At 72.6% G+C, this 26,569-nt stretch carries 23 protein-coding genes; 6 read left to right on the top strand and 17 right to left on the bottom strand.

Annotation, left to right across the window (positions count from 1 at the left end; translation table 11 throughout):
* The first annotated feature begins 19 nt into the window (after positions 1-19).
* Positions 20-1,072 (top strand): aminotransferase class V-fold PLP-dependent enzyme, encoded by a 1,053-nt coding sequence (locus tag QC385_RS38035; protein ID WP_279545965.1) that lies wholly within the window; start codon positions 20-22, stop codon positions 1,070-1,072.
* A gap of 107 nt (positions 1,073-1,179) precedes the next feature.
* Here the strand turns inward: QC385_RS38035 and thpD are convergent, their stop codons facing one another.
* The 6 genes from thpD to QC385_RS38005 all read right to left on the bottom strand — a co-directional run bounded on the left by thpD (position 1,180) and on the right by QC385_RS38005 (position 6,399).
* A complete protein-coding gene (gene thpD / locus QC385_RS38030) occupies positions 1,180-2,091 on the bottom strand; it encodes an ectoine hydroxylase (RefSeq protein WP_279545964.1) in 912 nt (303 codons plus the stop codon).
* 7 nt (positions 2,092-2,098) lie between these two features.
* Complete coding sequence (locus QC385_RS38025) at positions 2,099-2,497, bottom strand: ectoine synthase (protein ID WP_059422332.1); 399 nt, start codon at positions 2,495-2,497, stop codon at positions 2,099-2,101.
* Positions 2,498-2,539: 42 nt separating this feature from the next.
* Positions 2,540-3,811 (bottom strand): diaminobutyrate--2-oxoglutarate transaminase, encoded by a 1,272-nt coding sequence (gene ectB / locus QC385_RS38020; protein ID WP_279545963.1) that lies wholly within the window; start codon positions 3,809-3,811, stop codon positions 2,540-2,542.
* 53 nt (positions 3,812-3,864) lie between these two features.
* Positions 3,865-4,371 carry a diaminobutyrate acetyltransferase gene (ectA, locus tag QC385_RS38015; protein WP_279545962.1) on the bottom strand — a complete coding sequence of 169 codons (507 nt, stop codon included), beginning with the start codon at positions 4,369-4,371 and terminating at the stop codon, positions 3,865-3,867.
* 338 nt (positions 4,372-4,709) lie between these two features.
* On the bottom strand, positions 4,710-5,249 hold the full coding sequence (locus QC385_RS38010; protein ID WP_279545961.1) for a DinB family protein: 540 nt from the start codon (positions 5,247-5,249) through the stop codon (positions 4,710-4,712).
* A gap of 40 nt (positions 5,250-5,289) precedes the next feature.
* Positions 5,290-6,399, bottom strand: coding sequence for a pyridoxal-phosphate-dependent aminotransferase family protein (locus QC385_RS38005; protein ID WP_279545960.1), 1,110 nt, complete (start codon positions 6,397-6,399; stop codon positions 5,290-5,292).
* Positions 6,400-6,627: 228 nt separating this feature from the next.
* On the opposite strand from QC385_RS38005, the gene QC385_RS38000 reads away from it, so the two are divergent.
* The 5 genes from QC385_RS38000 (at position 6,628) to QC385_RS37980 (ending at position 10,956) form a co-directional block, all read left to right on the top strand.
* Positions 6,628-7,473, top strand: a complete 846-nt coding sequence (locus QC385_RS38000) for a basic amino acid ABC transporter substrate-binding protein (RefSeq protein WP_279545959.1) — start codon at positions 6,628-6,630, stop codon at positions 7,471-7,473.
* Positions 7,470-8,306, top strand: coding sequence for an amino acid ABC transporter permease (locus QC385_RS37995; RefSeq protein ID WP_279545958.1), 837 nt, complete (start codon positions 7,470-7,472; stop codon positions 8,304-8,306). Before QC385_RS38000 ends, QC385_RS37995 begins: the two co-directional genes overlap by 4 nt.
* Positions 8,303-9,094, top strand: a complete 792-nt coding sequence (locus QC385_RS37990; RefSeq protein ID WP_279545957.1) for an amino acid ABC transporter ATP-binding protein — start codon at positions 8,303-8,305, stop codon at positions 9,092-9,094. The genes QC385_RS37995 and QC385_RS37990 overlap by 4 nt, the downstream gene beginning before the upstream one ends.
* 21 nt (positions 9,095-9,115) lie before the next feature.
* Positions 9,116-10,207, top strand: a complete 1,092-nt coding sequence (locus QC385_RS37985; RefSeq protein WP_279545956.1) for an amidohydrolase family protein — start codon at positions 9,116-9,118, stop codon at positions 10,205-10,207.
* A 95-nt stretch (positions 10,208-10,302) separates the two neighbouring features.
* Positions 10,303-10,956 (top strand): hypothetical protein, encoded by a 654-nt coding sequence (locus tag QC385_RS37980; protein WP_279545955.1) that lies wholly within the window; start codon positions 10,303-10,305, stop codon positions 10,954-10,956.
* 4 nt (positions 10,957-10,960) lie between these two features.
* On the opposite strand, the gene cobC is transcribed toward QC385_RS37980, so the two are convergent.
* The 11 genes from cobC to QC385_RS37925 are packed head-to-tail and all read right to left on the bottom strand — an operon-like array spanning position 10,961 to position 26,496.
* Positions 10,961-12,016 (bottom strand): Rv2231c family pyridoxal phosphate-dependent protein CobC, encoded by a 1,056-nt coding sequence (gene cobC, locus QC385_RS37975; RefSeq protein ID WP_279545954.1) that lies wholly within the window; start codon positions 12,014-12,016, stop codon positions 10,961-10,963.
* Positions 12,006-12,923, bottom strand: a complete 918-nt coding sequence (locus QC385_RS37970) for a sirohydrochlorin chelatase (RefSeq protein WP_279545953.1) — start codon at positions 12,921-12,923, stop codon at positions 12,006-12,008. The genes cobC and QC385_RS37970 overlap by 11 nt, the downstream gene beginning before the upstream one ends.
* 40 nt (positions 12,924-12,963) lie before the next feature.
* Complete coding sequence (gene cobJ / locus QC385_RS37965) at positions 12,964-14,646, bottom strand: precorrin-3B C(17)-methyltransferase (RefSeq protein ID WP_279545952.1); 1,683 nt, start codon at positions 14,644-14,646, stop codon at positions 12,964-12,966.
* A 49-nt stretch (positions 14,647-14,695) separates the two neighbouring features.
* Entirely contained in the window at positions 14,696-15,514 is an 819-nt protein-coding gene (gene cobM, locus QC385_RS37960; RefSeq protein WP_279545951.1) for a precorrin-4 C(11)-methyltransferase, read from the bottom strand.
* A 53-nt stretch (positions 15,515-15,567) separates the two neighbouring features.
* Entirely contained in the window at positions 15,568-16,317 is a 750-nt protein-coding gene (gene cobI / locus QC385_RS37955; protein ID WP_279545950.1) for a precorrin-2 C(20)-methyltransferase, read from the bottom strand.
* The gene (locus tag QC385_RS37950) at positions 16,314-17,786 is read right to left on the bottom strand and encodes a cobyrinate a,c-diamide synthase (protein ID WP_279545949.1); all 1,473 of its coding nucleotides are present in this window, start codon (positions 17,784-17,786) and stop codon (positions 16,314-16,316) included. The genes cobI and QC385_RS37950 overlap by 4 nt, the downstream gene beginning before the upstream one ends.
* On the bottom strand, positions 17,780-18,379 hold the full coding sequence (cobO, locus tag QC385_RS37945) for a cob(I)yrinic acid a,c-diamide adenosyltransferase (protein ID WP_279545948.1): 600 nt from the start codon (positions 18,377-18,379) through the stop codon (positions 17,780-17,782). Before cobO ends, QC385_RS37950 begins: the two co-directional genes overlap by 7 nt.
* The gene (locus QC385_RS37940; RefSeq protein WP_279545947.1) at positions 18,379-20,397 is read right to left on the bottom strand and encodes a putative cobaltochelatase; all 2,019 of its coding nucleotides are present in this window, start codon (positions 20,395-20,397) and stop codon (positions 18,379-18,381) included. Before QC385_RS37940 ends, cobO begins: the two co-directional genes overlap by 1 nt.
* Complete coding sequence (cobN, locus tag QC385_RS37935) at positions 20,394-24,050, bottom strand: cobaltochelatase subunit CobN (RefSeq protein ID WP_279545946.1); 3,657 nt, start codon at positions 24,048-24,050, stop codon at positions 20,394-20,396. The genes QC385_RS37940 and cobN overlap by 4 nt, the downstream gene beginning before the upstream one ends.
* Entirely contained in the window at positions 24,047-25,558 is a 1,512-nt protein-coding gene (locus QC385_RS37930; protein WP_279545945.1) for a cobyric acid synthase, read from the bottom strand. The genes cobN and QC385_RS37930 overlap by 4 nt, the downstream gene beginning before the upstream one ends.
* Positions 25,555-26,496: a cobalamin biosynthesis protein gene (locus tag QC385_RS37925; protein WP_279545944.1), complete on the bottom strand. Its 942-nt coding sequence runs from the start codon at positions 26,494-26,496 to the stop codon at positions 25,555-25,557. The genes QC385_RS37930 and QC385_RS37925 overlap by 4 nt, the downstream gene beginning before the upstream one ends.
* Positions 26,497-26,569: the final 73 nt, after the last annotated feature.

Here is a 26,569-nt window from a genome sequence, read left to right as displayed (position 1 = left end):
GGGGACGCAGAGTGGTTCCATGGAGACCTTCGAGAACCTCGTCCGTGCCGAGTTCGCCCCGAAGCACACCTACCTCAACACCGCGAGCAACGGGCTCCTGCCCGCCCGTACCGTCACCGCCGTACAGCAGGCGGTGCGGATGCGCGCGGAGGGCACGCCGCTGGGTCCCCTGTACGAGGACGTCGAGGCCGCCCGCGCTTCCTTCGCCCGGCTGGCCGGTGTGCCGGCCGAGCGGGTCGCCACCGGCGCCTCGGTCGCCGAGTACGGCGGGCTGATCGCCGCCTCGCTGCCCGCGGGCGCCGAAGTCCTCACGGCGGAGGCCGACTTCGCCTCCCTGGTGAACCCCTTCCACGCGCGCGGCGACCTCAAGGTGCGCGCCGTTCCCCTGGAGCGGCTCGCCGAGTCCGTCCGCCCCGGCACCGCGCTCGTCGCGGTCAGCACCGCCCAGTCCGCCGACGGCCGGCTCGCCGACCTGCCCGCCGTGCGCGAGGCGGCCCGGGAGCACGGCGCCCGGACCTACGTCGACGCCTCCCAGTCGGCCGGCTGGCTGCCGATGGAGGCCGACGCCGACGACTTCCTGGCCGCCGTCGGCTTCAAGTGGCTCCTCGGGCCGCACGGGGCAGCGTTCTTCGTCACCCCGCAGGACTTCGGCGGGCTCACGCCGCTGCTCGCCGGCTGGGTCGCCGGTGAGGTCCCCTGGGACAGCTGCTACGGCCCCGTCGAGGAACTCGCCCACTCCGCACGGCGCTTCGACATCAGCCCCTCCCTCTTCACCTACGCCGGGCTGCGCGCCTCCCTGGAGCTGCTGGAGGAGATCGGCGTCGACGTCGTGCACGCCCACGACGTCGCCCTCGCGGACCGCTTCCGCGTCGGGCTCGCCGAGCTGGGCCACGCGCCGGTGCCCGCGGCGGGCTCGGCGATCGTGTCCGTGCCGGGCCTCGGCCACCGGCAGGGCGAGCTGAGCCGCGCGGGCATCCAGGTGTCCAACCGGGCGGGGAACCTGCGGGCGGCCTTCCACCTCTACAACACCCCGGCGGACGTGGACCGTCTGCTGGAGGCCCTGGCCGCATGACAAAACCGGGCGGGGCCTCCCGTCCCACACGAGGAGGCCCCACCCGGCAGCTGTGTCATCCGGTCACTTCACCGGCGATCTGCGGTCATCTCACCGGCGATCTGCGGTCACCGCACCGGCGTGAAGTCCCGCGCGCCGATGAACTCCGGTCGCCGCACCGGCGCCGCGAACGGTTCCACCGCCGTGTTCTCCACGCTGTTGAACACGATGAACACGTTGCTGCGCGGGAACGGCGTGATGTTGTCGCCGGAGCCGTGCATGCAGTTGCAGTCGAACCACGTCGCCGAACCGGCCTTGCCCGTGAACAACTTGATGCCGTGCTGCGAGGCCAGCAGGGTCAGCGCGTCGTCCGACGGCGTGCCCGCGTCCTGCATCTGCAACGACTTCTTGTAGTTGTCCTTCGGCGTTGCCCCCGCGCACCCGAGGAACGTCTTGTGCGACCCCGGCATGATCATGAGCCCGCCGTTGGTGTCGTAGTTCTCGGTCAGCGCGATCGAGACCGACACCGTGCGCATCCGCGGCAGACCGTCCTCGGCGTGCCACGTCTCGAAGTCCGAGTGCCAGTAGAAGCCACTGGCCCCGAAGCCCGGCTTGACGTTGATCCGCGACTGGTGGACGTAGACGTCCGAGCCGAGGATCTGCCGCGCCCGGCCGACGACCCGCTCGTCCCGCACCAGCCTGGCGAACACCTCGCTGATCTTGTGGACCTCGAAGACCGAGCGGATCTCCTGGGACTTCGGCTCGACGATCGACCGCTCGTCGGCGCGGATGTCCGGGTCGTTCACCAGCCGGTTCAGCTCGTTGCGGTAGACGGCGACCTCGTCGTCCCCGATGAGCTCGTCGATGGCGAGGAAGCCGTCACGCTCGAAGGACAGCAGGTCGGCCGGCTCGACCGGGCCGGGCGCGTCGGGGGCGCCCCAGACGACCGGGTCCTGGCGCGGGGTGAGCACCTCGGTGGCGCCACGACTGGGGTACAGGTCGGGGATACCGGTGGTGGTGGTGTCGGTGATGGCGGTCATGGAAACGTCACACCTCCTCGGTGAGCAGCGGGTAAACGCCGTTCTCGTCGTGGTCCTCCCGTCCGGTCACGGGCGGATTGAAGACGCAGAGGCAGCGGAAGTCCTTCTTGATCCGCAGCGTGTGCTTCTCGTGCCCGTCCAGGAGGTACATGGTCCCGGGCGTGATGGTGTACGACTTCCCGGTCTCGCGGTCGGTCAGCTCCGCCTCGCCCTCCACGCAGACGACGGCCTCGATGTGGTTGGCATACCACATCGACGTCTCCGTACCCGCGTACAGGATCGTCTCGTGCAGGGAGAAGCCGACCTTCTCCTTGGCGAGGACGATGCGTTTGCTCTCCCACGTGCCGGACGCCGACTTCACGTGCCGGTCGGTACCTTCGATCTCCTTGAACGAACGGACAATCACGGTGCTGCGATGCCTCCTAGATGGGTGGTGCCGGTTACTCGGTCAGGCGGTCTCGCGGACGGCGCGGGCCAGCGTCGACAGGCCCTCGTCCAGTTCCTCGGGCGTGATGGTGAGGGCGGGGAGCAGTTTCACGACCTCACTCTCCGGCCCGGACGTCTCGATGAGCAGGCCGAGTTCGAAGGCGCGCTTGGCGACCTTGCCCGCACGGGCCTTGTCGTGGAACTCCAGGCCCCAGACCAGGCCGCGGCCCCGGTACTCCTTGACGTCGGCCAGGTTCTCCTCGGTGATGGAGATCATGGCCTGCTCGACCTGCTCACCGCGCTTGCGGGTCTGCTTCTCCATCGCGGAGCCGTCGGCCCAGTACGCCTCCAGGGCCGCGGTCGCCGTGACGAAGGCGGGGTTGTTGCCGCGGAAGGTGCCGTTGTGCTCCCCGGGCTCCCAGATGTCGAGCTCCGGCTTGAACAGGCACAGCGACATGGGCAGGCCGTAGCCGCTGATCGACTTCGAGACGGTGACGATGTCCGGCGTGATGCCCGCCTCCTCGAAGGAGAAGAAGGCGCCGGTACGGCCGCAGCCCATCTGGATGTCGTCGACGATCAGCAGCATGTCCTGCCGCTCGCACAGCTCGGACAGGGCGCGCAGCCACTCGGCCCGGGCCACGTTGATGCCGCCCTCGCCCTGCACGGTCTCGACGATCACGGCGGCCGGCTTGTTCAGGCCGGAGCCCTGGTCCTCCAGCAGCCGCTCGAACCACAGGAAGTCCTCGACGGTGCCGTCGAAGTAGTTGTCGAACGGCATGGGCGTGCCGTGCACCAGCGGGATACCGGCGCCGGCCCGCTTGAAGGCGTTGCCGGTCACGGCCAGCGAGCCCAGCGACATGCCGTGGAAGGCGTTGGTGAAGGACACGATCGACTCGCGCCCCTTCACCTTCCGCGCCAGCTTCAGCGCGGCCTCCACGGCGTTGGTGCCGGTCGGGCCCGGGAACATGACCTTGTACGGCAGGTCGCGCGGCCGCAGCAGCAGGTTCTGGAATGCCTCAAGGAACGTGCGCTTGGCGGTGGTCGACATGTCGAGCCCGTGCGTGACGCCGTCCCGCTCCAGGTAGTCGATCAGGGCGCGTTTCAGGACGGGGTTGTTGTGCCCGTAGTTCAGTGACCCCGCTCCGGCGAAGAAGTCGAGGTACTCATGGCCGTCCTCGTCGTACATGCGGCTGCCGACCGCACGGTCGAAGACGGTGGGCCAGCCGCGGCAGTAGCTGCGTACCTCGGACTCGACGGTCTCGAAGACGCTCAGGTCGGGCTGGGTGATGGTCACGACGAATCGCTCCTCGGTGCGGTGGGGGAAGTCTGCGGGAGTCAGGGAGAAAGTCAGGGGGCCAGCGGGCCGATGCGGTACAGGACCTCGGGGTCGTGCGGCCCGTCGGGGAACACGGCCGTGTCGAACAGCACCTCGCGCTCCAGCCGGGCGCCGTGACGCTCGGCGAACGACGTGAACAGGCGCTCCGAGGCGGTGTTGCCCGGGGTGATGGTGGTCTCCACCGTCGTCACCCCGCGCTCGTCGGCGGTCCGGGCGACCAGGCCGTCGAGCAGCGTGGCGGCCAGCCCGCGCCCGCGGTGCGCCTCGTCCACCGCCACCTGCCAGACCAGCAGGGTGTGCGGGCTGTCCGGCCGCACGTACCCGGTGATGAAACCCATCGGCTCGCCGTGCTCGTCACGCGCCACGGCCGACGTGGCCGCGAAGTCGCGGCACCACAGCAGATAGCTGTAGGACGAGTTCAGGTCGAGAACCTTCGAGTCCTTCGCCATCCGCCAGAGCGCGGCTCCGTCAGCCACCGTTGGGCGGTCGATTTGCGGATCTGCTTGTACGGCAGTCATGCGAATTGAACTTACCCAGCGAAATTCAAAATTGCATCGCCGTTAGGGGTTACGTATGAGCCAGACCTATGTTATCGCGCGAGCGCGAGGGTTGGCGCAAAAGGGCAGAGGTATGCCCGATATTGTCCGGGTAATACCGGGCAAAGCAGTCACGGTGTGTAACGCGTCACAGCCGTGTAATCACCACGAGATCTGCCCGAATTCCTTCTCTAAGTGTCCTCAAAATCTTTGGGTTTAGGATCGGAGAAAGCGGGCAGAAGAATACGGGAAGCTGTTCTTGAAAGAATTCCTAATTGTGTGCCAGCTTACATGTGAGTCGCCTCGGAAACACGTTTAATTCAGGCCCCGGTCACTCCGTCGATACGTTCCCGCAGGAGATCGGCATGACCGTTGTGCCGGGCGTACTCCTCGATCATGTGGATCAGGACCCAGCGCATGCTGACCTCCATCCCGGGCACCGGTCCCTCCGCGACCCGCCCGATGTGGTCCAGCGGCAGCCCCGCACACAGCTCCCGTCCCCGCTCGATCTCCCGCCGCCAGATCCCGAGCGCCTCGTCGAGCCCCCGCGACGGATCCAGCGTGTAGCCGGTGCCGTCCTCGTACACCGGCGGCACGTCGAGCCCGGCGGCCACCCGCTGGAACCAGTTCCGCTCGACCTCGGCGAGATGCTGCACCAGCCCGAGCAGCGTCAGCGTGGACGGCTCGGCCGACGCGGTCCGCACCTGCGCGTCGTCCAGCCCGGCGCACTTCAGCGCCAGCGTGGCCCGGTGGAAGTCCAGCCAGCTCTCCAGCATGGCCCGTTCGTCACCGGCCAGGTGCGGGACCGGGCGGCCGTCGGGAAGGGTGATGGGGGTCTCGGCGGGGATGTTGGTGGTCATGCGGGGAGCATGGCACGGGCCACCGACAGCGGCGGGCCCCCTAGAGGGTTTCCCGCCACGCCTCCTCGGCCGCCCGCAGCGCCCCCTCCATGTCCACCGGCAGCCCCGTCTCCGAGAGCGCGGCCCCCAGCGCCGCCAGACTCGCCCGCACGGCCCCCGGCGTCGCATCGGGCCCGTAGTGGTTGACCCGGATCATCTCCTTGGCCAGCGCACCCCCGCCGGCCGCGACCGGCACCGCCGGATCCGCCTCCAGTGCCCTGGCCACCAGCTCCGACGCCACCACCCCGGACGGAGCCCGGAGCGTCGTGGCGACGGGCGCCGCGTCCCGCGCCTCGTGCACATACGGCTCCAGCCCGCCGCCGAGCGCGACCGCCCCGGCCCGCGTGGCAGCCGCGGCCGACGCGTGCCGGGCCATCACGGCGTCGATCCCCACCGCCTCGATCCGCTCCACGCACGCCTCGAGCGCCAGCATCTCCAGCTGCGCCGGGGCGTGCAGCAGTGCCTTGCGGCCGCCGTCGATCCACCGCTCCTTCCAGTCGAGCAGCGACAGGTACGACCGGCGCGGCGCCCGCGGGTTCGCCGCCATCCGGGCCCAGGCCCGCTCGCTCACCGACACCGCCGACACGCCGGCCGGGCCGCCCATCGCCTTCTGCGCCCCGATCACGCACAGGTCCACGCCCCACGCGTCCGGCAGCACCGGCTCGGCGCCGATCGACGCCACCGCGTCCAGGTAGAACAGGGCCCCGTGCGCGCGCACCACCTCGCCGATCTCCGCCACCGGATTGGTGTTTCCGGTCGCCGCCTCCGCGTGCACCAGGGACACGAAGTCGATCTCCGGGTGCTCGGCGAAGGCCTGCCGGATCTGCTCGGCCGTGACCGCCGTGTGGAAGGGCACCGCCAGGTCGACCACCGTCGCCCCGCAGTCGCGCAGCCAGTCGCCGAAGGTCTGCCCGTACGGACCCGTGATGACGTTCAGGGCCGTCGTGCCCGGACCGGCCGCGGCGCGGATCGCGCCCTCCAGCGGCAGCAGCGCCTCACCCTGCATGATCACGACGTCCTGCCCGGTGCTCAGCAGCCGCGCCACACGGTCCTCGATCGCGGCGAAACGGTCCGCCCCGAGCGGGGCCAGGTCCAGAAACGGATGCGTCACGGTGGCACTCTCTTCACGTGCGGGGACAACTCGCGGGAACACGGGACTACTCGCGGGAACAACGGGAACGAGCGTAACCGCCGCGTCCCAGCCCGCCACGACCGAGCCCCAGCCCCCTACGACCGGTGACTTCGCAGGCCCGACGCCCCCGCGGCCATCGGATTGTTTTCAGACACTCAAACTTCTCCTTATGATCGGAACCCACAGTTCACTCACAGGAGGCTCGTCGTGAACACGCACCCCGGGCACCGGGCCCGCATCCTGGCCGCCACCACCGCGACGGCCGGGCTGCTGCTCGTGGCCGGCTGCACCTCCACCGACGACGGCGGCAGCGGCAAGAAGACGGCCGCGGGCGGCGTCGAACTCGTCAGGGCGGGCCAGCTCACCACCTGCACCCACCTGCCGTATCCGCCGTTCCAGTCGGAGATCGACGGCAAGGTGCAGGGCTTCGACGTGTCGCTGATCGACCTGGTCGCCAAGGACCTGGGCGTGAAGCAGGACATCGTCGACCAGCCCTTCGAGAACTTCAAGACCGGCGGGTCCCTCAACGCCGGCCAGTGCGACCTCGCCGCCGCCGGCATGACCATCACCGAGGAGCGCAAGAAGAACGTCGACTTCTCCGACCCGTACTTCAACGCCACCCAGGCCGTACTGGTCGACAAGAAGAGCGGCATCTCCTCCTTCGCCGGCCTCAAGGGCAAGAAGCTCGGCGCCCAGGCGCAGACGACCGGTGAGGACTACGCCAAGAGCAAGGGCCTCGACCCGGTCTCCTTCGAGTCCTCCGACGCCGTCCTCAACGGCCTGCGCACCGGCCAGGTCCAGGCCGTCGTCATCGACTACCCGGTCGTCCAGGGCTGGCTGAAGGACAAGGCCAACGCGGACGCCTTCAAGGTCGTCGACAACATCGAGACCGGCGAGCAGTACGGCTTCACGGTGAAGAAGGGCAACACCAAGCTCCGCGCCGCCATCAACAAGGCGATCGAGGACGCCAAGGCCGACGGCACGTACAAGAAGCTGTACGAACAGTGGATCGGCCCGTACGACGAGTCCGCCGCGTCGCCTGCCGCCTCATGACCGACACGGCCACGCCCGAAGTCCAGCCGAAGAGGAAGGGCCTCACCCGGCGGCAGAAGCGCGGCCTCTCGCGCGGCGTCCAGTACGCCGTCTTCGTCGCGGCCGTGATCGCCTTCGCGGTCTCCGCCGACTGGGACCGGCTCCAGAACCAGTTCGCGCAGGCGGACATCGCCGAGCGCATGTTCCCGGACGTCATCACGCTGGCGCTGAAGAACACCGTGCTCTACACGGTGACCGGCTTCGCCGTGGGGCTGGCCCTCGGCATGGTGATCGCGCTGATGCGGCTGTCCTCCGTGGGGCCGTACCGCTGGCTCGCCGGGATCTACATCGAGATCTTCCGCGGCCTGCCCGCCCTGCTGATCTTCATCTTCATCGGCGTCGCCGTGCCGCTGGCCTTCCCCGGCACCGAGATCATCGGCGGCACGTACGGCAAGGTCGCCCTCGCGCTCGGCCTGGTGGCCGCCGCCTACATGGCGGAGACGATCCGCGCCGGCATCCAGGCCGTGCCCAAGGGGCAGATGGAGGCGGCCCGTTCGCTCGGCTTCTCGCCCGCGCGGGCCATGATCTCCATCATCATCCCGCAGGCGTTCCGGGTCATCCTCCCGCCGCTCACCAACGAACTGGTGCTGCTGTTCAAGGACTCCTCGCTGGTGCTGTTCCTCGGCGTCACCCTGGAGGAGCGCGAACTGTCCAAGTACGGCCGCGACCTGGCCAGCCAGACCGCCAACTCCACGCCGATCCTGGTCGCCGGACTGTGCTACCTGCTGGTCACGATCCCGCTCGGCTTCGTCGTACGCCGCATGGAGGCGAAGGCCCAGGAGGCCGTGAAATGAGCCGACCCGAGATCGAGGTACGCGCGCTGCACAAGTCGTTCGGCGCCAACGAGGTGCTGCGCGGCATCGACCTGGAGATCGGCCGGGGCGAAGTGGTCTGCGTCATCGGCCCGTCCGGCTCCGGCAAGTCGACGCTGCTGCGCTGCGTGAACCTGCTGGAGGAGCCGACCAAGGGCCAGGTGTTCGTCGGCGGCGCGGAACTGACCGACCCGGACGTCGACATCGACGCCGCCCGCCGCCGCATCGGCATGGTCTTCCAGCAGTTCAACCTGTTCCCGCACCTGACGGTGACCGAGAACCTCACCCTGCCGCAGCGGCGGGTGCTGCGCCGCGACAAGGCGGCGGCCGCGAAGGTGGCCGCCGAGAACCTGGCGCGCGTCGGCCTGTCCGAGAAGGCGGCGGCCTACCCCTCCTCCCTCTCCGGCGGCCAGCAGCAGCGCGTCGCCATCGCCCGGGCCCTGGCCATGGGCCCCGAGGTGATGCTGTTCGACGAGCCGACCTCGGCGCTGGACCCCGAACTGGTCGGGGACGTCCTCGCGGTGATGCGCATGCTCGCCGACGAGGGCATGACGATGATGGTCGTCACCCACGAGATGACCTTCGCCCGCGAGGTCGCCGACCGGGTCGTCTTCATGGACGGCGGCATGATCGTCGAGGACGGCACGCCCGAGCAGGTCATCGGCAACCCACGCCACGACCGCACCCGCCACTTCCTCTCCCGCCTCCTCGACCCCGCCATGGCCGAGGTGGAGGAGGAGACCTCGGACCAGGTGGGCAAGGCCGACTAGCGCCTCACTAAGGTGCCGTACATGAGCGATCGCACGGTGCTGCACGTGAAGGGACGGGTGCTCGTCGGACCCGAGGAGGTCCGCGACGAGCTGTGGGTCGTCGACGGCCGGATCTCCTACGACCGCCCCGCCGGCGCCCGCGACATCCGCACCGTCAGGGGCTGGGCCCTGCCCGGCCTCGTCGACGCGCACTGCCACGTGGGACTCGACCGGCACGGCGCGGTCCCCAGGGACGTCGCCGAGAAGCAGGCGCTGACCGACCGGGACGCGGGCACGCTGCTGATCCGCGACGCGGGCTCGCCCTCCGACACCCGCTGGATCGACGACCGCGACGACCTGCCGAAGATCATCCGCGCCGGGCGGCACATCGCCCGCACCCGCCGCTACATCCGCAACTACGCCTGGGAGATCGAGCCGGACGACCTGGTCGCCTACGTCGCCCAGGAGGCGCGGCGCGGCGACGGCTGGGTGAAGCTGGTCGGCGACTGGATCGACCGCGACCTCGGCGACCTGTCGGCCTGCTGGCCGCGCGGGGCGGTGGAGGCGGCGATCGCCGAGGCGCACCGGCTGGGCGCCCGGGTCACCGCGCACTGCTTCGCGGAGGACTCCCTCCAGGACCTCGTCGAGGCGGGCATCGACTGCATCGAGCACGCGACGGGCCTGACCGAGGACCTCATCCCGCTGTTCGCCGAACGGGGCGTCGCCATCGTCCCGACGCTGGTCAACATCGCGACCTTCCCGCAGCTCGCCGACGGCGGCGAGGACCGGTTCCCGCGCTGGTCGGCCCATATGCGCCGGCTCCACGAACGCCGCTACGACACCGTGCGGGGCGCCTACGACGCCGGGATCCCGGTCTTCGTCGGCACCGACGCCGGCGGCGGACTCGCCCACGGCCTCGCGGCGGCCGAGGTCGCCGAGCTGGTCACCGCGGGCATCCCGCCCGTCGAGGCCCTGGCCGCGGGAACCTGGACGGCCCGGACCTGGCTCGGCCGCCCCGGCCTGGACGAGGGCGCCCCGGCCGACCTCGTCGTCTACGACGAGGACCCGCGCAAGGACGTGGGCGTGCTGGCGGCACCGCGCCGCGTGGTGCTGAACGGACGCGTGGTCGGCTGAAGCCGAGACGGCCCCCCGGTCCCGGATGGCAGCGCTCGGGGACCTCTGGGAGCGTGGAAGACACGGGGGCGGACCCAGCAGGGCGGGAGGTCCTCATGCGCATCGCACCCCTGACCGGACTGGTGGCCGTCGCTCTGACGCTCGTCGCCTTCCTGCTGTTCGGCGACACACCCGACTACGATGCCACGGGCTCCCAGGTCAGAGCCTTCTACATCGACCACGAGGCCCAGACCGGGGTGAGCCTGTACCTGCTGGTGCTCGCGGCGGTGTTCTTCGTCTTCTTCGCCGCCCACCTGGCCAGCGTCGTACGGGACGTCCCGGCGAGCGGCGGCTGGCTGCACCGGGTGGTCCTCGGCGGCGGGCTGCTGCTCGCCATCGGCTTCCTGACCGGGGCCGGACTGATGCTGGCCCTGGTGGACCTCGCCGACGAGCCGACGGCCTCCGGCCCCGCGCTCCAGGCCCTCAACGCCCTCAACGAGAACTTCTACATCCCCTTCGTCGGCGGCATGGGCCTGATGCTGCTGGGCGCGGGCCTGGCCACCGCCCGCGCCGCCGTCAGCCCGCTGCCCCGCTGGCTGGCCTCGGCCGCCGTCGTGATCGGCGTACTGGTCTTCATCCCCTGGGTCGGCTTCTTCGCCTTCATGGCCGCCGGGCTCTGGGTCGTCGTCACCAGCGTCCTGCTGACCCGCCGCGCCCAGGGCGGCACACCGACCGGGACGGAGACGGCCGGGACCGCCGCCCGGCGGTGAGCAGTCAGCCCGCCAGCGCACGCTCCAGCGCCCGCAGGAACCCGTCCGCCGTCCTCCGGTCCCGCACCGCCAGCCGCAGCCACTCCTCGTCCAGGCCGGGGAAGGTGTCCCCGCGCCGCACGGCGTAGCCGAGGTCGCGCAGGCGCCCGCGGACGGCCGCCGCGTGCGGGAGACGGATCAGGACGAACGGGCCCTGCGCGGGCTCGACCACCCGCAGCCCGGCCGGGGCGAAGCGGGCGAGCCCCGTCACCAGGTGGGCCCGGTCCGCGGCGACGCGGTGCGCCGCGTGGGCCGCCTCCGCCACCGCCCGTGGCCCCACGCACGCCTGCGCCGCCGCCAGCGCCGGCGTCGACACCGGCCACAGCGGCTGCGCCCGCTCCAACTCCCCGATGGTCTCCGGCGCCGCCAGCACGTAACCGATCCGCAGCCCGGCCAGCCCCCACGTCTTGGTCAGGCTGCGCAGCACCACGAGCCCGGGAACGTCGACGCGGTCCGCCAGGGCCTCCCGCTCGCCCGGCACCGCGTCCATGAACGCCTCGTCCACCACCAGCAGCCGCCCGGGCCGGGCGAGAGAGGCGATCACCTCCGCCGGGTGCAGCACCGACGTCGGGTTCGTCGGATTGCCGATCACCACCAGGTCCGCGGTCTCGGGGACGGCCACCGGGTCCAGCCGGAAGCCGTCCCGCTCCCGCAGCAGCACCCGGTCGACCGTGTGCCCCGCGTCGCGCAGCGCGGCCTCCGGCTCCGTGAACTGCGGGTGGACCACGACCGGCCGCCGCACCTTCAGCGCCCGCGCCAGCAGCACGAACGCCTCCGCCGCCCCGGCCGTCAGCAGCACCCGCTCCACCGGCAGGCCGTGCCGCGCCGCCACCGCCGCGCGTGCGGCCCGCCCGTCCGGGTAGGCCGCCAGCCCGCCCAGCGACGCCGCGATGTGCTCCCGCAGCCACGCCGGAGGGGTGTCCGCGCGGACGTTCACGGCGAGGTCGACGAGCGAGCCGCCGTCGTCCCGGACCTCCGCGTCCCCGTGGTGCCGCAGGTCGTGCCCGCCGTCAGTGGACATGGGAGTGCGCCCCGTGGTGGTGACCGTGGTGGCCGTCGTCGTCCGGGTGGAAGTGCGGCTGCTGCGGCATCCCCACCTTGTCCTCGAAGCCCGGTAGCGAGACGCGGTACACGCACGAGTCGCAGTTCATCCGCAGATCACCCTCGACGGCCTCCGCGTACCGCTCCCACACCAGGTCCAGCAGCTCCGGCTCCGGCCCGATGACGTCGGCCGAACGCACCTCGACCTCCGGGTGCGCCGCCGCCCAGCCCTCGGTCTGCATCCGCACCCGGTCCGGCAGGATGCCGGTGAACAGGAAGTAGGGGAGCACCACGATCCGGCGGGCACCCAGCCGCGCGCACCGGTCGAGTCCGCTCGGCACGTCCGGCGCCGCCAGCGACACGAACGCCGTCTCGACCCCTGCGTACCCGCGCCCCTCCCACAGCAGCCGGGCCGCCTTGTGCACCTCGGCGTTGGCGTCCGGGTCCGTCGACCCGCGCCCCACCAGCAGCACCGTCACATCGGCCCGGTCACCCGGCCTGCGCCCCGCCGCGCCGCCCAGCGCCTCGTCCAGCCGCCGCTCCAGCGCGTTCAGCAGCGCCGGGTGCGGACCCAGCGGACGCCCGTAGGTGTACGAGATCCCCGGGTGCCGCTCCTTCTCGCGGGCCAGCGCCGCAGGGATGTCGCCCTTGGCGTGCCCGGCGGACACCAGCATCAGCGGCACGGCGGCGAACCGCCGTACGCCCCGCTCCACCAGCTCGGCGACGGCGTCGCCCAGCGGCGGCGGGGACAGCTCGATGAAGCCGCCCGCGACGGGCAGTTCCGGGTGGCGGGCCGCCAGTTCCCGCACGAAGTCGCGGAACGCCTCGGCTCCGGCGTCGTCACGGGTGCCGTGGCCGGCGATGAGCAGGGCGGGCGGGGTGGTCACAGGTTCTCCTCGGCGGACGTGGGGTGGTGGACGACGCGGTTCACTCGGGCTCCTCCTGCCAGCGGTAGCCGCGCGGCGTCACCATCCGCCCGGCGATCTCCCGGGTGGCGGTGTTGCCCACGGTGACGACCGTCATCATGTCGACCGTCGCCGGATCGAGCGCGGCCAGCGTCGTGAGCCGGGCGGACTCGTCCGGCCGCGAGGCGTTGCGCACGACACCGACCGGCGTCGTCGGCGCCCGGTGCTCGGCGAGGATGCCCAGCGCCTTGGGCAGCTGCCAGTGCCGGCCGCGCGAACGCGGGTTGTAGAACGTCACCACGATGTCGGCCTCGGCAGCCGCCCGTACCCGCCGCTCGATGACCTCCCACGGCGTGTGCAGGTCGGACAGGCTGATCGACACGTGGTCGTGGCCCAGCGGCGCGCCCAGGACCGCGCCGGCCGCGAGCGCCGCCGTCACGCCGGGCACGCCGACCACGTCGATGTCGTCGGAGGCCTCGGCGAGCGCGGGGGAGGCCATGGCGTACACGCCCGCGTCCCCGCTGCCGATCAGCGCGACGGCCTGCCCCCGGCGGGCCTCCTCGACGGCCGTGCGCGCCCGCTCCTCCTCGGCCCCGAGGCCCGACTCCAGGATCCGCGTGCCGGGCCGCAGCAGATCGCGGATCTGGTCGACGTACTGGTCGAGTCCGACGAGCACGGAAGCGCGCCGGAGTTCCGCCCTCGCACGCGGTGTCAGCAGATCCCGGGCACCCGGCCCGAGCCCGACCACCGCGAGCCGTCCGCGCCCCGGGCGCCGTACTACGGCACAGGTCGCCATGGCGGGGCTCCCGGCCGACTTCCGCTTGGGGACGAGGAGTTCGCCCCCGCGTACCAGGGCGGCGGCCTCCGCGACCGAGGGCGTACCGACGGCGGCGAGCGGGGCGTCGGACGGATTGGGCACGTCGACGGCGGCCAACTCGCCGGCGGCATACGTCACCAGGGGCACACCGAGCCGCCGTGCGGCCTCGACGAGGCCGGGCTCTGCGGCCTTGGCGTCGACGGTCGCGAGCTCGGCGACCGACGCCGCGGACAGCCCGGCCTCCCGCAGGACGTCCCCGATCAGCCCGAGCACCTCCTCGGCGGGGGCACCCTTCGACGCCCCGACCCCGACGACCAGCGACGGCGGCCGCAGCACCACCTCGCGCTCGGCCGCCTCGACGAGCCGGTCGGTCAGCCGGATCGCGTACGACCCCTCGGCGGCGACCGGGAGCGGCGGCAGCGGCCAGGCCACCTCGGCCCGCAGCGCCACCGCCTCACCGTCCAGCAACGCCCGCGAGACCCCGGCGACATCGCCCTCCACGGGCAGGCCGAGGGTGTCGAGGCCGGGCAGGTCCACGGCGTCCGTCGCCGTGGTCACGACCGGCTCCGCGCCCAGCAACTCCCCGACCTCCCGGGCGAGTTCGTTGGCCCCGCCCGCATGCCCACCCACCAGGGACACCGCGAACCGGCCGCCCTCGTCGACGCACACCACGCCCGGGTCCGCCGTCTTGCCGGCCAGCAGCGGAGCCACCAGCCGCACCACCGCCCCCGTCGCCAGGAAGCACACGAGCTGCTCGCACTCCGCGAACGCCGTCCGCACGGCGTCCCCGACGGGACCCTCGTACACGCGCGTGCGGTCCGGCCACGCGGCGGCCAGCCGGTCCCGCGCGGCCGCACCCGCCGCGGTGGCGGAAATGAGCCCGATCACTGTGCGACTCCCTCTTCGATTTCCTCGATGCCTGCGCAAGGCCGGACGATCATCTGCCGGCACCACGTTCGCGCAGGGCCTTGCGGGCCTCGGGGTCGGCCTTGCGGTAGCCGTGGAAGTGACCCGGGTGGTACAGGTGCGAGCGCGTGCCGTGCGCGTCGAGCGCCGGGCCGACCAGGAACAGCGTGTGTTTCCAGAGCTTGTGTTCCTTGACCGTCTCCTCCAGCGTGCCGATCGTGCACCTCACGATCAGCTCCTCGGGCCAGGTCGCCTGGTACGCCACCACGACCGGGGTCGTCACCGGATAACCGCCCTCCAGCAGCTCCCGCACCAGCTGCCCGCTGCGGGCCGCGGAGAGGAAGATCGCCATGGTCGTGCCGTGCTTGGCGAACTCGCGGACCTCCTCCCCGGGCGGCATGGGCGTCTTGCCGCCGCCGAGCCGGGTCAGGACGACGGACTGCGCGACCTCGGGGATGGTCAGCTCGCGCTGGGCGAGCGCGGCGACGGCGGAGAAGGCGGACACCCCCGGCACGACCTCGGTCGCGATGCCGATCTCGGCACACCGGTCGAGCTGCTCCTGGGTGCCGCCCCACAGGGCGGGGTCACCGGAGTGGATCCTGGCGACGCGCAGGCCCTCCTCCCGTGCCCGCCGGTACACGGCCACGACGTCCTCCAGGGACATCGCCGCCGAGTCGAGGACCTCCGCGTCCTCGCGCGCGTGCTGGAGGACCTCCGCCTGGACCAGGCTCGCCGCCCAGATCACCACGTCGGCCTCGGCGATGGCGCGCGCGGCACGGAACGTCAGCAGATCGGCGGCGCCGGGGCCGGCACCGACGAAGGTCACCTTGCCGGTGGGGGCGTCGGCCATGGGTCGGTCCTCTCGTACAGGGGTTCCGGTAGTCAGGGTGACGGGCGGGCGAGTCAGAGCTTTCCGCCCCGCCCGCCGTCGCGCCGCGCGGGGGAGATGAGCGTCGACAGGTAGGGCAGGGGAGCGCCGTCGAGTTCGGCGGCCGGCCGGATCGACTCCTCCGTCAGCCCCAGCGCCGAGCCCCACACCGCGTCGCCGATCCGCCCGGTCTCCCGCAGCGCCTCGGCGACCTCGTGCGCCTGCCGGCCGAACTTGTAGGCGACGACCGTCCCGGGCCCGGCGAGGGCCTCCTTGAGCACCGTCGCCCCCGCCGTGACGGGCACGAGCGTGAGCGGCTCCGTCCCCTCGGTCAGTACGGCGCCCGACCGCGCGGCGAGGTCCTGCATGGCGGTGATCCCGGGCACCGTCTCGACGACGGTCCCCGGCACCAGCTCGGCGACGGTCTGCGCGAGATACGTGAACGTGGAGTACACGTTGGGGTCCCCGATGGTCGCGAAGGCGACGGAACCGTGCCCGCGCAGCAGCTCGGCGACCCGCTCGCCCGCCGCGTCCCAGGCCGCCTCGCGCCGGGCGCGGTCGCTCCGCTCGTTCAGCGCGAACACGACCCGGACGACCTTCTCCTCGGGCACGTAGTGCAACACGGTCGCCTCGGCCCGCCCGCGCTCGCCCCCGTCTTTTCCATCAGACGCAGCCATCACAGGGACGACCACGACATCGGCCGCCCGCAGGGCGTTCACGCCCTTGACGGTCACCAGCTCCGGATCCCCGGGCCCGACCCCGACACCGACCAGCCTGCTGCTCATGACGTCCGGCACCTCTCCACGAACCGACGGGCGACACAGGGCTCCGCGGCCCAGTGCGTGTGCAGATAGCTCGCGTGCACACCGCGCCGCACGAACCCCTCGACGCGCCGCTGAGGGGTCCTGAGGCCCCAGGCGGGTTCCGCCCCCGCCCCGGGCTCGACGGCGGTCCGGTGGAACTCGTGCCCCCGCATCCGCGTCCCCGCCGCCGCGAGCACACTGTCGCCGACGGCCACGGCGTCCCGGTACCCCAGGGTCAGCCGTTCGGTCATCCGCGCCCCGGCGTCCAGCACCCCGCACATGGGCAGTCCGTCCAGCTCCCGGCACAGATACAGCAGCCCGGCACACTCGGCGGCCACCGGAGCGCCGCTCTCCGCCAGGTCGGCAACGGCCTTGCGCAGGGGCTCGTTGGCGGACAGCTCGGCGGCGTACACCTCGGGAAACCCGCCCCCGATCACCAACCCCCGGGTCCCCTCGGGCAGTTCCTCGTCCCGCAGCGGATCGAAGGACACGACCTCGGCACCGGCGGCGGTGAGCAGCTCGGTGTGCTCGGCGTAGGAGAAGGTGAACGCCTCACCGCCGGCGACGGCGATGACCAGCCCGTCCGGCGTTTGAGGACGAGGCCGTTCAGACCGATCGGGGGTCCAGGGGGCGGAGCCCCCCGGCGGGGTCGAAGGGGCGGAGCCCCTGGAGGACGGGAAGGGTAGGGGCGGCGGGGGCGAGGAAGCCACAGCCGCAGCCGCATCCCAGGCCTCGCACGACAACGCCCCCGCACTCCGGGCCAGCCCCGCCAACGCGTCCAGATCACAACCGTCGGAGACCTGCGCGGCCATCGCCGCAACCGCCTCCACGGCCTCAGCCCGCCGCTCGGCGACCGGCACCAGCCCCAGATGCCGCGACGGCGTGTCCACCTGCGGAGCCCGCCGCAACACCCCGAGCACCGGCACGCCCGTCTGCTCCAGCGCCTCCCGCAGCATCACCTCGTGCCGGTCCGACGCGACCTTGTTCAGGATCACGCCCCCGACCCGCACCTCCGGATCCCAGGAGACGAACCCGTGCACCAGCGCCGCCACCGACCGGGACTGCGACGACGCGTCGACGACCAGCACCACCGGCGCCCGCAACAGCTTCGCGACATGAGCCGTGGAGGCCAGCTCCCCCTCCCCGGCGGCACCGTCGTACAGCCCCATCACGCCCTCGACGACGGCGATGTCACACCCGCGCGCCCCGTGCAGGAACAGCGGCCCGACCAGCTCGGGACCGCACAGATACGCGTCGAGGTTCCGCCCCACCCGCCCGGTCGCGAGCGCGTGGTACCCGGGATCGATGTAGTCCGGCCCGACCTTGTGCGGGGACACGGCGAGCCCCCGCGCGGCGAACGCGGCCATCAGCCCCGTGGCGACGGTGGTCTTGCCACTGCCCGACGAGGGCGCGGCGACGACCAGCCGGGGCACGGACGAGGACGTCACCACTCGATGCCCCTCTGCCCCTTCTGCCCCGCGTCCATCGGGTGCTTCACCTTGGACATGTCGGTCACGAGGTCGGCGAAGTCCAGGAGCTTTCCGGGGGCATTGCGCCCCGTGATCACCACATGCTGCGTGCCGGGCCGGTTCCGCAGGACGTCCACGACCTCGTCGGTGTCGACCCACCCCCAGTGCATCGGATAGGCGAACTCGTCCAGCACGTACAGCCGGTACGTCTCCGCCGCCAGGTCTCGCTTGACCTGCTCCCAGCCCTCCCGGGCCTTCTCCTCGTTGTCCAGCTGCGCGTCGCGCTGCACCCAGGACCAGCCCTCGCCCATCTTGTGCCAGGCGACGGACCCGCCCTCGCCGGAGGCACCGAGCACACGCAGCGCGTTCTCCTCGCCGACCTTCCACTTCGCCGACTTGACGAACTGGAACACCCCGATCGGCCAGCCCTGGTTCCAGGCCCTGAGCGCGAGCCCGAAGGCGGCCGTCGACTTGCCCTTGCCGACGCCGGTGTGCACGACCACCAGCGGTCGGTTCCGGCGCTGTCGGGTCGTCAGACCGTCGTCCGGAATGACACTCGGCTGTCCCTGCGGCATTACGCGGCCCTCCTCGAAGTCCCCTGCACATCCCTGACCAGCCCGGCGATCGAGTCGGCCCGCAGCTCGTCCAGCGTCACGGCGGTTCCGCCCAGCTCACCGGCGAGCTGCCCGGCGAGCCCCAGCCGCACCGGCCCGGCCTCGCAGTCCACGACGACGGACGCGACGCCCTCGGCCGCGAACAGCCGTGCCGCCCGCCCGGCCAGGGCGACCGGCTCCGGGCCCCCGGTGGCCCGCCCGTCCGTCACCAGCACGACCAGCGGCCGCCGCGCCGGATCCCGCAGCCGCTCCACCCGCAGCACGTCGTGCGCGCGCAACAGCCCGGCGGCGAGCGGCGTACGCCCGCCCGTCGGCAGCGACTCCAGCCGGGCCGCCGCCGCGTCCACGGACGAGGTCGGCGGCAGCGCGACGTCCGCGCCCGAACCCCGGAACGTCACCAGCCCCACCTTGTCCCGCCGCTGGTAGGCGTCCAGCAGCAGCGACAGCACGGCCCCCTTCACGGCACTCATCCGCTGCCGCGCCGCCATCGACCCGGAGGCGTCCACGACGAACAGCACGAGATTGCCCTCGCGCCCCTCGCGGGTGGCCTGCCGCAGATCGTCCCGGCGCACCACCAGACCCGGCCCGGACCGCCCGCGCGCCCGCTGGTGCGGGGCCGCGGCCTGCACGGTCGCCGCCAAGTGCAGCTTCGTGAGCGTTCCCCGGGGCCGGCGGGAGCCGGTCGTGCGCCCGTGCTCGGTCCGCGCCCGCGAACGCCGCCCGGCGGCGCCCTCGCCGATCCCGGGCACGCTCAGCACCTTGGTCCGGAACGGCTCGGCCGACCGTACGGCCGACTGCTCACCGGCACCCGACGGCTGCGGCTGCCCGTTCTCCCCGGCCTCGGGCGTGGCGCCGGTGTCGTCGCCCTGCGGCCCGTCGTCGGGCTCCGGCTGCCCGCCGCCCCCGCCGGGCCCGTCCGGGCCCTGGTCCGGGTCCGGGTCGGGGTCCTGGTCCGGGTCGTCGTCCCCGGAGAACTCCTCCAGGGTCTCGTCCAGCTTGTCCTCGTCAAGACCCGGCGCGTCGAAGGGGTTGCGCCGCCGGCGGTGCGGCAGCGCGAGCAGCGCGGCCTGCCGGACGTCCTCGGCGAGCACGTCCGTACGCCCCGCCCAGGCGGCCAGCGCCGTCGCCGTGCGCGCCATCACGATGTCGGCGCGCATGCCGTCGACCTCGAAGGCCGCACAGGTCGCCGCGATCTGCCGCAGCGCCCCGTCGCCCAGCCGCACGGACGGCAGCAGCTCCCGCGCCGCGACGATCCGCGCCCGTACGTCGGCCTCCTCGTCCGCCCACCGGGCCGCGAAGCCGTCCGGATCGGCGTCGTAGGCGAGCCGCCGCCGGACGACCTCGACCCGCTGGTCGGGCTCCCGCGAGGCCGCGACCTCGACGGTCAGCCCGAACCGGTCGAGCAACTGCGGCCGCAGTTCGCCCTCCTCGGGGTTCATGGTGCCGACGAGCAGGAACCGGGCCGCGTGCCGTACGGAGACGCCCTCGCGCTCCACGTAGGAGGCGCCCATCGCCGCCGCGTCCAGCAGCAGGTCGACCAGGTGGTCGTGGAGGAGGTTGACCTCGTCGACGTAGAGGATGCCGCGGTGCGCGGCGGCGAGCAGGCCCGGTTCGAAGGCCTTCACGCCCTCCGACAGCGCCCGCTCGATGTCCAGCGCGCCCACCAGCCGGTCCTCCGAGGCGCCGACGGGCAGCTCGACCATCCGCGCCGGACGGGCCTGGCCGGCGGTGCCCGGCGCGTGCGGCCCGTCGGGGCAGGCTGGGTCGGGGGAGACAGGGTCGCAGGAGAAGCGGCAGCCGGGGACGACGGCCACCTCCGGCATGAGCGCGGACAGCGCCCGCACGGCCGTCGACTTGGCGGTGCCCTTCTCCCCGCGCACCAGCACACCGCCGACCGCCGGCGACACGGCGTTCAGCAGCAGCGCTAGCCGCAGGTCGTCCTGGCCCACCACGGCCGTGAACGGGAACGGGGTGCTCACTTGTCGTCACCTTCCAAGTCGCCTTCGAGCTCCAGGTACGTGGCACGCAGCCGGTCCAGCGTCTGAGCGTCCGGCTCCGCCCACAGTCCGCGGTCGGCGGCCTCCAGCAGCCGCTCGGTGATGCCGCGCAGCGCCCAGGGGTTGGACGTCTTCATGAACTCCCGGTTCTCCGGGTCGAAGACGTACTCGGCGCTGAGTTTCTCGTACATCCAGTCGTCCACGACCCCGGCCGTGGCGTCGTACCCGAACAGGTAGTCCACGGTCGCGGCCATCTCGAAGGCCCCCTTGTAGCCGTGCCGCCGCATGGCCGCCATCCAGCGCGGGTTGACCACCCGGGCCCGGAACACCCGGTGCGTCTCCTCGCCCAGCGTGCGGGTCTTCACCTGGTCCGGTACGGCCGAGTCGCCGACGTACGCCTCGGGGCTCGCGCCCGTCAGGTGGCGGACCATGGCGACCATGCCGCCGTGGTACTGGAAGTAGTCGTCGGCGTCGACGAGGTCGTGCTCCCGCGTGTCGACGTTCTTCGCGGCGACCGCGATCCGCCGGAACGCCGTCTCCATGTCCCCGCGCGCGGCCCGCCCGTCGAGCCCCCGCCCGTAGGCGTAGCCGCCCCACACCGCGTACACCTCGGCGAGGTCCGCGTCGGAGCGCCAGTTGCGCGCGTCGATCAGCGGCAGCAGACCGGCCCCGTACGCCCCCGGCTTGGAGCCGAAGATCCGGGCGGTCGCCCGGCGCCGGTCGCCGTGCTCGGCGGTGTCCTCATCCGCGTGCGCCCGGACGTAGTTCTGCTCGGCGGGCTCGTCCAGCTCGGCGACCTTGCGGACGGCGTCGTCGATCAGCCCCACCACATGCGGGAACGCGTCCCGGAAGAAGCCCGAGATACGGACCGTCACGTCGATGCGCGGCCGGCCGAGCTCCCCCGGGGGGATCACCTCGAACCCGGTCACCCGGCGCGAGGCGTCGTCCCACACCGGCCGGCAGCCCAGCAGCGCCAGGATCTCGGCGATGTCGTCGCCCTGGGTGCGCATGGCCGAGGTGCCCCACACCGTCAGGCCGACGGACTTCGGGTACGCGCCCGTGTCGGTGAGATACCGCTGTACCAGCGAGTCCGCGAGCGACTGCCCGACCTCCCAGCTCAGCCGGGACGGAATCGCCTTGGGGTCGACGGAGTAGAAGTTGCGTCCCGTCGGCAGGACGTTGACCAGGCCGCGGGTCGGCGAGCCGGAGGGGCCCGCCGGGACGTAACCGCCGTCCAGCGCCCGCAGGATGTGCGCGATCTCGTCGGTGGTCCTGGCCAGCCGCGGCACGACCTCCGTGCAGGCGAACTCCAGCACCGCCACGGCGTCGGCGACGTCCCTGCCGAGCACCTCCCGGACCAGCGCCGGGGCCTCGGCGACCGCCCAGTCGCGCTCCTCCATGCCCTCCGCGATCCGCCGGCACAGCTGCTCCAGCAGGTCGATCGCGTCGGCGGCGGTGCGTGCCGGTCCCGCCACCAGGCCCGTCAGCTCCGCCGGCACCTTCACGGCAGCGCCCGGCTCAGCCAGCAGTTCCTTCTCCACCAGCCCGAAGTGCTCCGCCAGCGCCGCCCTGAGCCCCGGCAGCGCGTCGGCCTGCCCGCCCCACACCTGCGAGGCGCGCAGCACCGCCAGCACGAGGTTGACGCGCGGCTCGCCGACCGGGCCGCCGCCCAGGATGTGCAGGCCGTCGCGGATCTGCACGTCCTTGATCTCGCACAGATAGCCGTCGATGTGCATGACGAACTCGTCGAACGCCTCGTCGTCCGGCTGCTCGTCGACATGCAGGTCGTGGTGCAGCTCGGCGGCCTTGACCAGGGTCCAGATCTGCGCGCGCACGGCCGGCGCCTTCGCCGGGTCCAGGTCGGAGACGAGCGCGTACTCGTCGAGGAGCTGCTCCAGCTTGGCCAGGTCGCCGTAGGTGTCGGCGCGGGCCATCGGCGGCACCAGGTGGTCGACGACCGTGGCGTGCCCGCGCCGCTTGGCCTGGGTGCCCTCGCCCGGGTCGTTGACGATGAACGGGTAGATCAGCGGCAGCTCCCCGAGCACGGCGTCCGGGGCGCACCCGCCGCTGAGCCCGAGACCCTTGCCGGGCAGCCACTCCAGTGTGCCGTGCTTGCCCATGTGCACGATCGCGTCCGCGCCGAAACTGTTCTCCAGCCAGCGGTATGCCGCCAGGTAGTGGTGGGACGGCGGCATGTCCGGGTCGTGGTAGATCGCGATCGGGTTCTCGCCGAAGCCGCGGGGCGGCTGGATCATCACCACGACGTTCCCGAACCGCAGGGACGCCAGCACGATGTCGTCACCGTCGACGTAGAGGCTGCCCGGCGGCTCGCCCCACGCCTCGGTCATGGCGTCCCTCAGCTCCGGGTCGAGCTGGTCGAACCAGGCCCGGTAGTCCGCCAGCGGCACTCGCGCGGGCGCGGCGGCCAGCTGCTCGTCCGTCAGCCACTCCACGTCGTGCCCGCCGGCCGCGATGAGCCGGTGGATCAGCTCGTCACCGCCCGCGGGGTACTCGGTGAGGCCGTACCCGGCGTCCCTGAGGGCGTCCAGCACCCGCACCGCCGAGGCCGGGGTGTCCAGCCCGACGGCGTTGCCGACCCGCGAGTGCTTGGTCGGGTAGGCGGTGAAGACGAGCGCGAGCTTCTTCTCGGCGTTCGCCTTGTGCTTCAACCGCGCGTGCCGTACGGCGATCCCGGCGACCCGCGCGGCCCGCTCCGGGTCGGCGACGTACACGGGCACGTCGTCCGCGCCCTGCTCCTTGAAGGAGAACGGCACGGTGATCAGCCGCCCGTCGAATTCCGGGATCGCCACCTGCATCGCGGCGTCCATGGGGGACAGGGCGGCGTCGGAGGCCTCCCAGGCGCGCCGCGAGGACGTCAGGCACAGCCCTTGCAGCACGGGGATGTTCAGCTCGGCGAGGGCGCCGATGTCCCAGGACTCCTCGTCACCGCCCGCCGAGGCCTGCGAGGCGTGGGTGCCGCCGGCGGCGAGGACGGTGGCGACGAGGGCGTCCGCCCGCCCGAGGATGTCGTACAGTCCCGCGTCGGCGCCGCGCAGCGAACCGCAGTACACGGGAAGCGCGTTGGCGCCCCGCGCCTCGATCGCGTCGCACAGGGTGTCCACGAAGGCGGTGTTGCCGCTCAGTTCGTGCGCCCGGTAGAAGAGCACGCCGACGGTCGGCCGGCCCTCGGTCCGTGCGCGCTCGCCGCGAATGCCGTACTCCGGCATCCGCTGCGGCGCGGCGAAGCCCTCGCCCGTGAGCAGCACGGTGTCGGACAGGAACCGCGCCAGCTCGGTGAGGTTGGCCGGCCCGCCCTCCACGAGGTACTTCAGCGCCTCCGCCACGACACCGGCCGGCACCGACGACTCGGCCATCAGCTCCGCGTCGGGCACCGCCTCGCCGCCCAGCAGCACGGTCGGGACGCCGGACGCCTTCAACGCGGCGAGCCCGTCCTCCCAGGCCCGCTTGCCGCCGAGCAGCCGCACGACGGCGATGTCCGCCCCGTCGAGGAGCGCCGGAAGCTCCTCCTGGACGTCCACGCGGGTCGGGTTGCCGATCCGGTACGAGGCACCGGAGGCGGCCCGGGCCGCCAGCAGGTCCGTGTCGGCGGTCGACAACAACAACACAGTGCTCATGCGGGCGCTCCCGGTGGAATGAAGGGCAGTCCTCGCGGCGCGCCCGACTCGATGAGCCGCCACAGCGCGTCCGTGTCCGCGTGCTGTTCGATCAGGTCGCCGAGCCGGTCGAGCTGCTCCTCGCGCAGCGCGGCGAACGAGGTGTCGGGCGCAGGCACGAAGCGGCGCCCCGCGGCGGCCGCCACCTCGCGCAGGAAGGCCCGCCGGAATCCGTCCGACTCCAGCGAGCCGTGCCAGTGCGTGCCCCAGGTCTGGCCGACCCGGCAGCCGTCGAGGAAGGCCGCGCCCCCTTGGACGTCGGCGACCCCGTGATGGATCTCGTAGCCCTCCACACGCTCCCCGAGGGCCTCGCCCTCCGGCCGCGTCAGGGTCTTCTCGCGGGCGAACCGCACCCGCACGGGCAGGACCCCGAGCCCCTCGACATGACCCCGGCGGCTCTCCACGTCGTCCTCGATGTGCTCGCCGAGGATCTGGAAGCCGCCGCAGATCCCCAGGACGGGCCGCTGCTCGGCGGCCCTGCGCACGAGCGCGCCGGCCAGCCCGCGCTCCCGCAGCCACTCCAGCGCACGGACGGTCCCCCGGGTCCCGGGCACGATGACGAGGTCGGCGTCGGCGAGTTCCTCCGGCCGGTCCACGAACCGCACGACGACACCGGGTTCGGCGGCCAGCGCGTCGACGTCCGTGAAGTTGGACATGAGCGGAACGGCGCACACCGCGACGCGCAGCACGTCCTCGCCGATCGGCGGGGCCACGACGGACTCCCGGACCGTCCCCCGCAGGGAGACGCGCAGCCCGTCTTCCTCGTCGATCCCCAGCCCGTGCCGGAAGGGCAGGACGCCGTACGTATGCCGCCCGGTGAGCCCCTTGAGCATGTCGAGCCCCGGCTCCAGCAGGGAGACGTCGCCCCGGAACTTGTTGACGAGGAACCCGGCGACGCACTCCTGGTCCTCGGGCGACAGCAGCGCCACGGTCCCGAAGAACGAGGCGAAGACACCGCCCCGGTCGATGTCGCCGACGACGAGCACGGGGAGCCCGGCGTTGCGGGCGATCCCCATGTTGACGATGTCGGTCCGCCGCAGATTGATCTCGGCGGGACTGCCCGCCCCCTCACAGATCACCGCGTCATACGTGCCCCGCAACTGCTCCAGGCAGTCCAGTACGGTCCCGAGCAGCTTCTGCTGCCGTCCGCCGTGGTACCCGCGTGCGCTGAGCTCCCCGACCGGCTTGCCCAGCAGCACGACCTGACTGCTGCTCTCGCCGCCGGGCTTGAGCAGCACCGGGTTCATCAGCGCGGTCGGCTCGACGCGGCAGGCCTGCGCCTGCATGGCCTGCGCTCGCCCGATCTCGGCGCCTTCCTTCGTCACGAAGGAGTTGAGGGACATGTTCTGCGCCTTGAAGGGCGCCACCTTGACGCCCTGCCGCACCAGCCACCGGCAGATCCCCGCGGTCACGACGCTCTTGCCTGCGTCGGAGGTGGTACCGGCGACGAGAAGCCCACCGCCCGTCATGACGTACGCCCTTTCGCGATGCGGCGCGCGGCGACACAGACGCCGAGCGCGAGCCAGCCGACACGCCTGGACAGCCGTACGGCCCGTTCGATGTCCCGGGTGGCGACGGCGCGCCCGGCCCCGTTGAGCACGGGCCGGTGCTCGACGCGCCCGCCGTACGACAAGGTCCCGCCCAGCCGCACCCCGAGCGCCCCCGCGAACGAGGCCTCCACGGGCCCGGCGTTGGGGCTCGGATGCTTGGCGGCGTCGGCGCGCCAGGCCCGTACGGCTCCCCGTGGATCGTCTCCCGCCAGGGCCGCGAGCACGGCGGTCAGCCGGGCCCCCGGCCAGCCCGCCAGGTCGTCCAGCCGGGCGGAGGCCCATCCGTAACGCCGGTACCGGGCCGACTTGTGCCCGACCATGGCGTCGAGGGTGTTGACGGCGCGGAACCCGAGGAGTCCCGGCACACCGCCGACGGCCCCCCACACGAGCGCCCCCACGACCGCGTCGGAGGTGTTCTCGGCGACGGACTCGACCACGGCCCGCGCGATCCCGTCGGCGTCGAGCGCCTGCGGATCCCGCCCGCACAGATGCGGCAGCCGCACCCGTGCCCCGTCGACGTCCCCCGCCTCCAGGGCACGCCCGATGGCCCGCGCCTCCCGCGCGAGCGAAGTCCCCCCGACCACGGCCCAGGTGGCGGCACCGGTCAGCGCGGCGGAGGCGACGGCGGAGTCACGCACGGCCCGCGCGGCGACGCTCCCGAGCGCGACGGCTCCTCCCGCGCACACCACGGTGTGCAGCGCGCCCCAGCCCCGGTGGTCCCGCCACAACACCCGTTCCACGGCTCCCGCGGCCCGCCCGAACACGGCGACCGGATGCCCCCGGCGAGGATCGCCGAGCAGCAGGTCACCGATCAGACCGGCGGCGGCGCCGTACGCGAAGACGCGACCGGCACCCATGGGCTCAGCCGTCCGTAGGGGCAGGCAGGGGTGGGGTACTGAACTTCGATCGGCAGCCGCGCATGGCGATATG

It is taken from the genome of Streptomyces sp. DH10 (assembly GCF_029813805.1).
Classification (GTDB): Bacteria; Actinomycetota; Actinomycetes; order Streptomycetales; family Streptomycetaceae; genus Streptomyces; species Streptomyces coeruleofuscus.
Note: the sequence above shows the minus strand (reverse complement) of the source record. Positions and strands in the feature narration are given on the sequence as shown.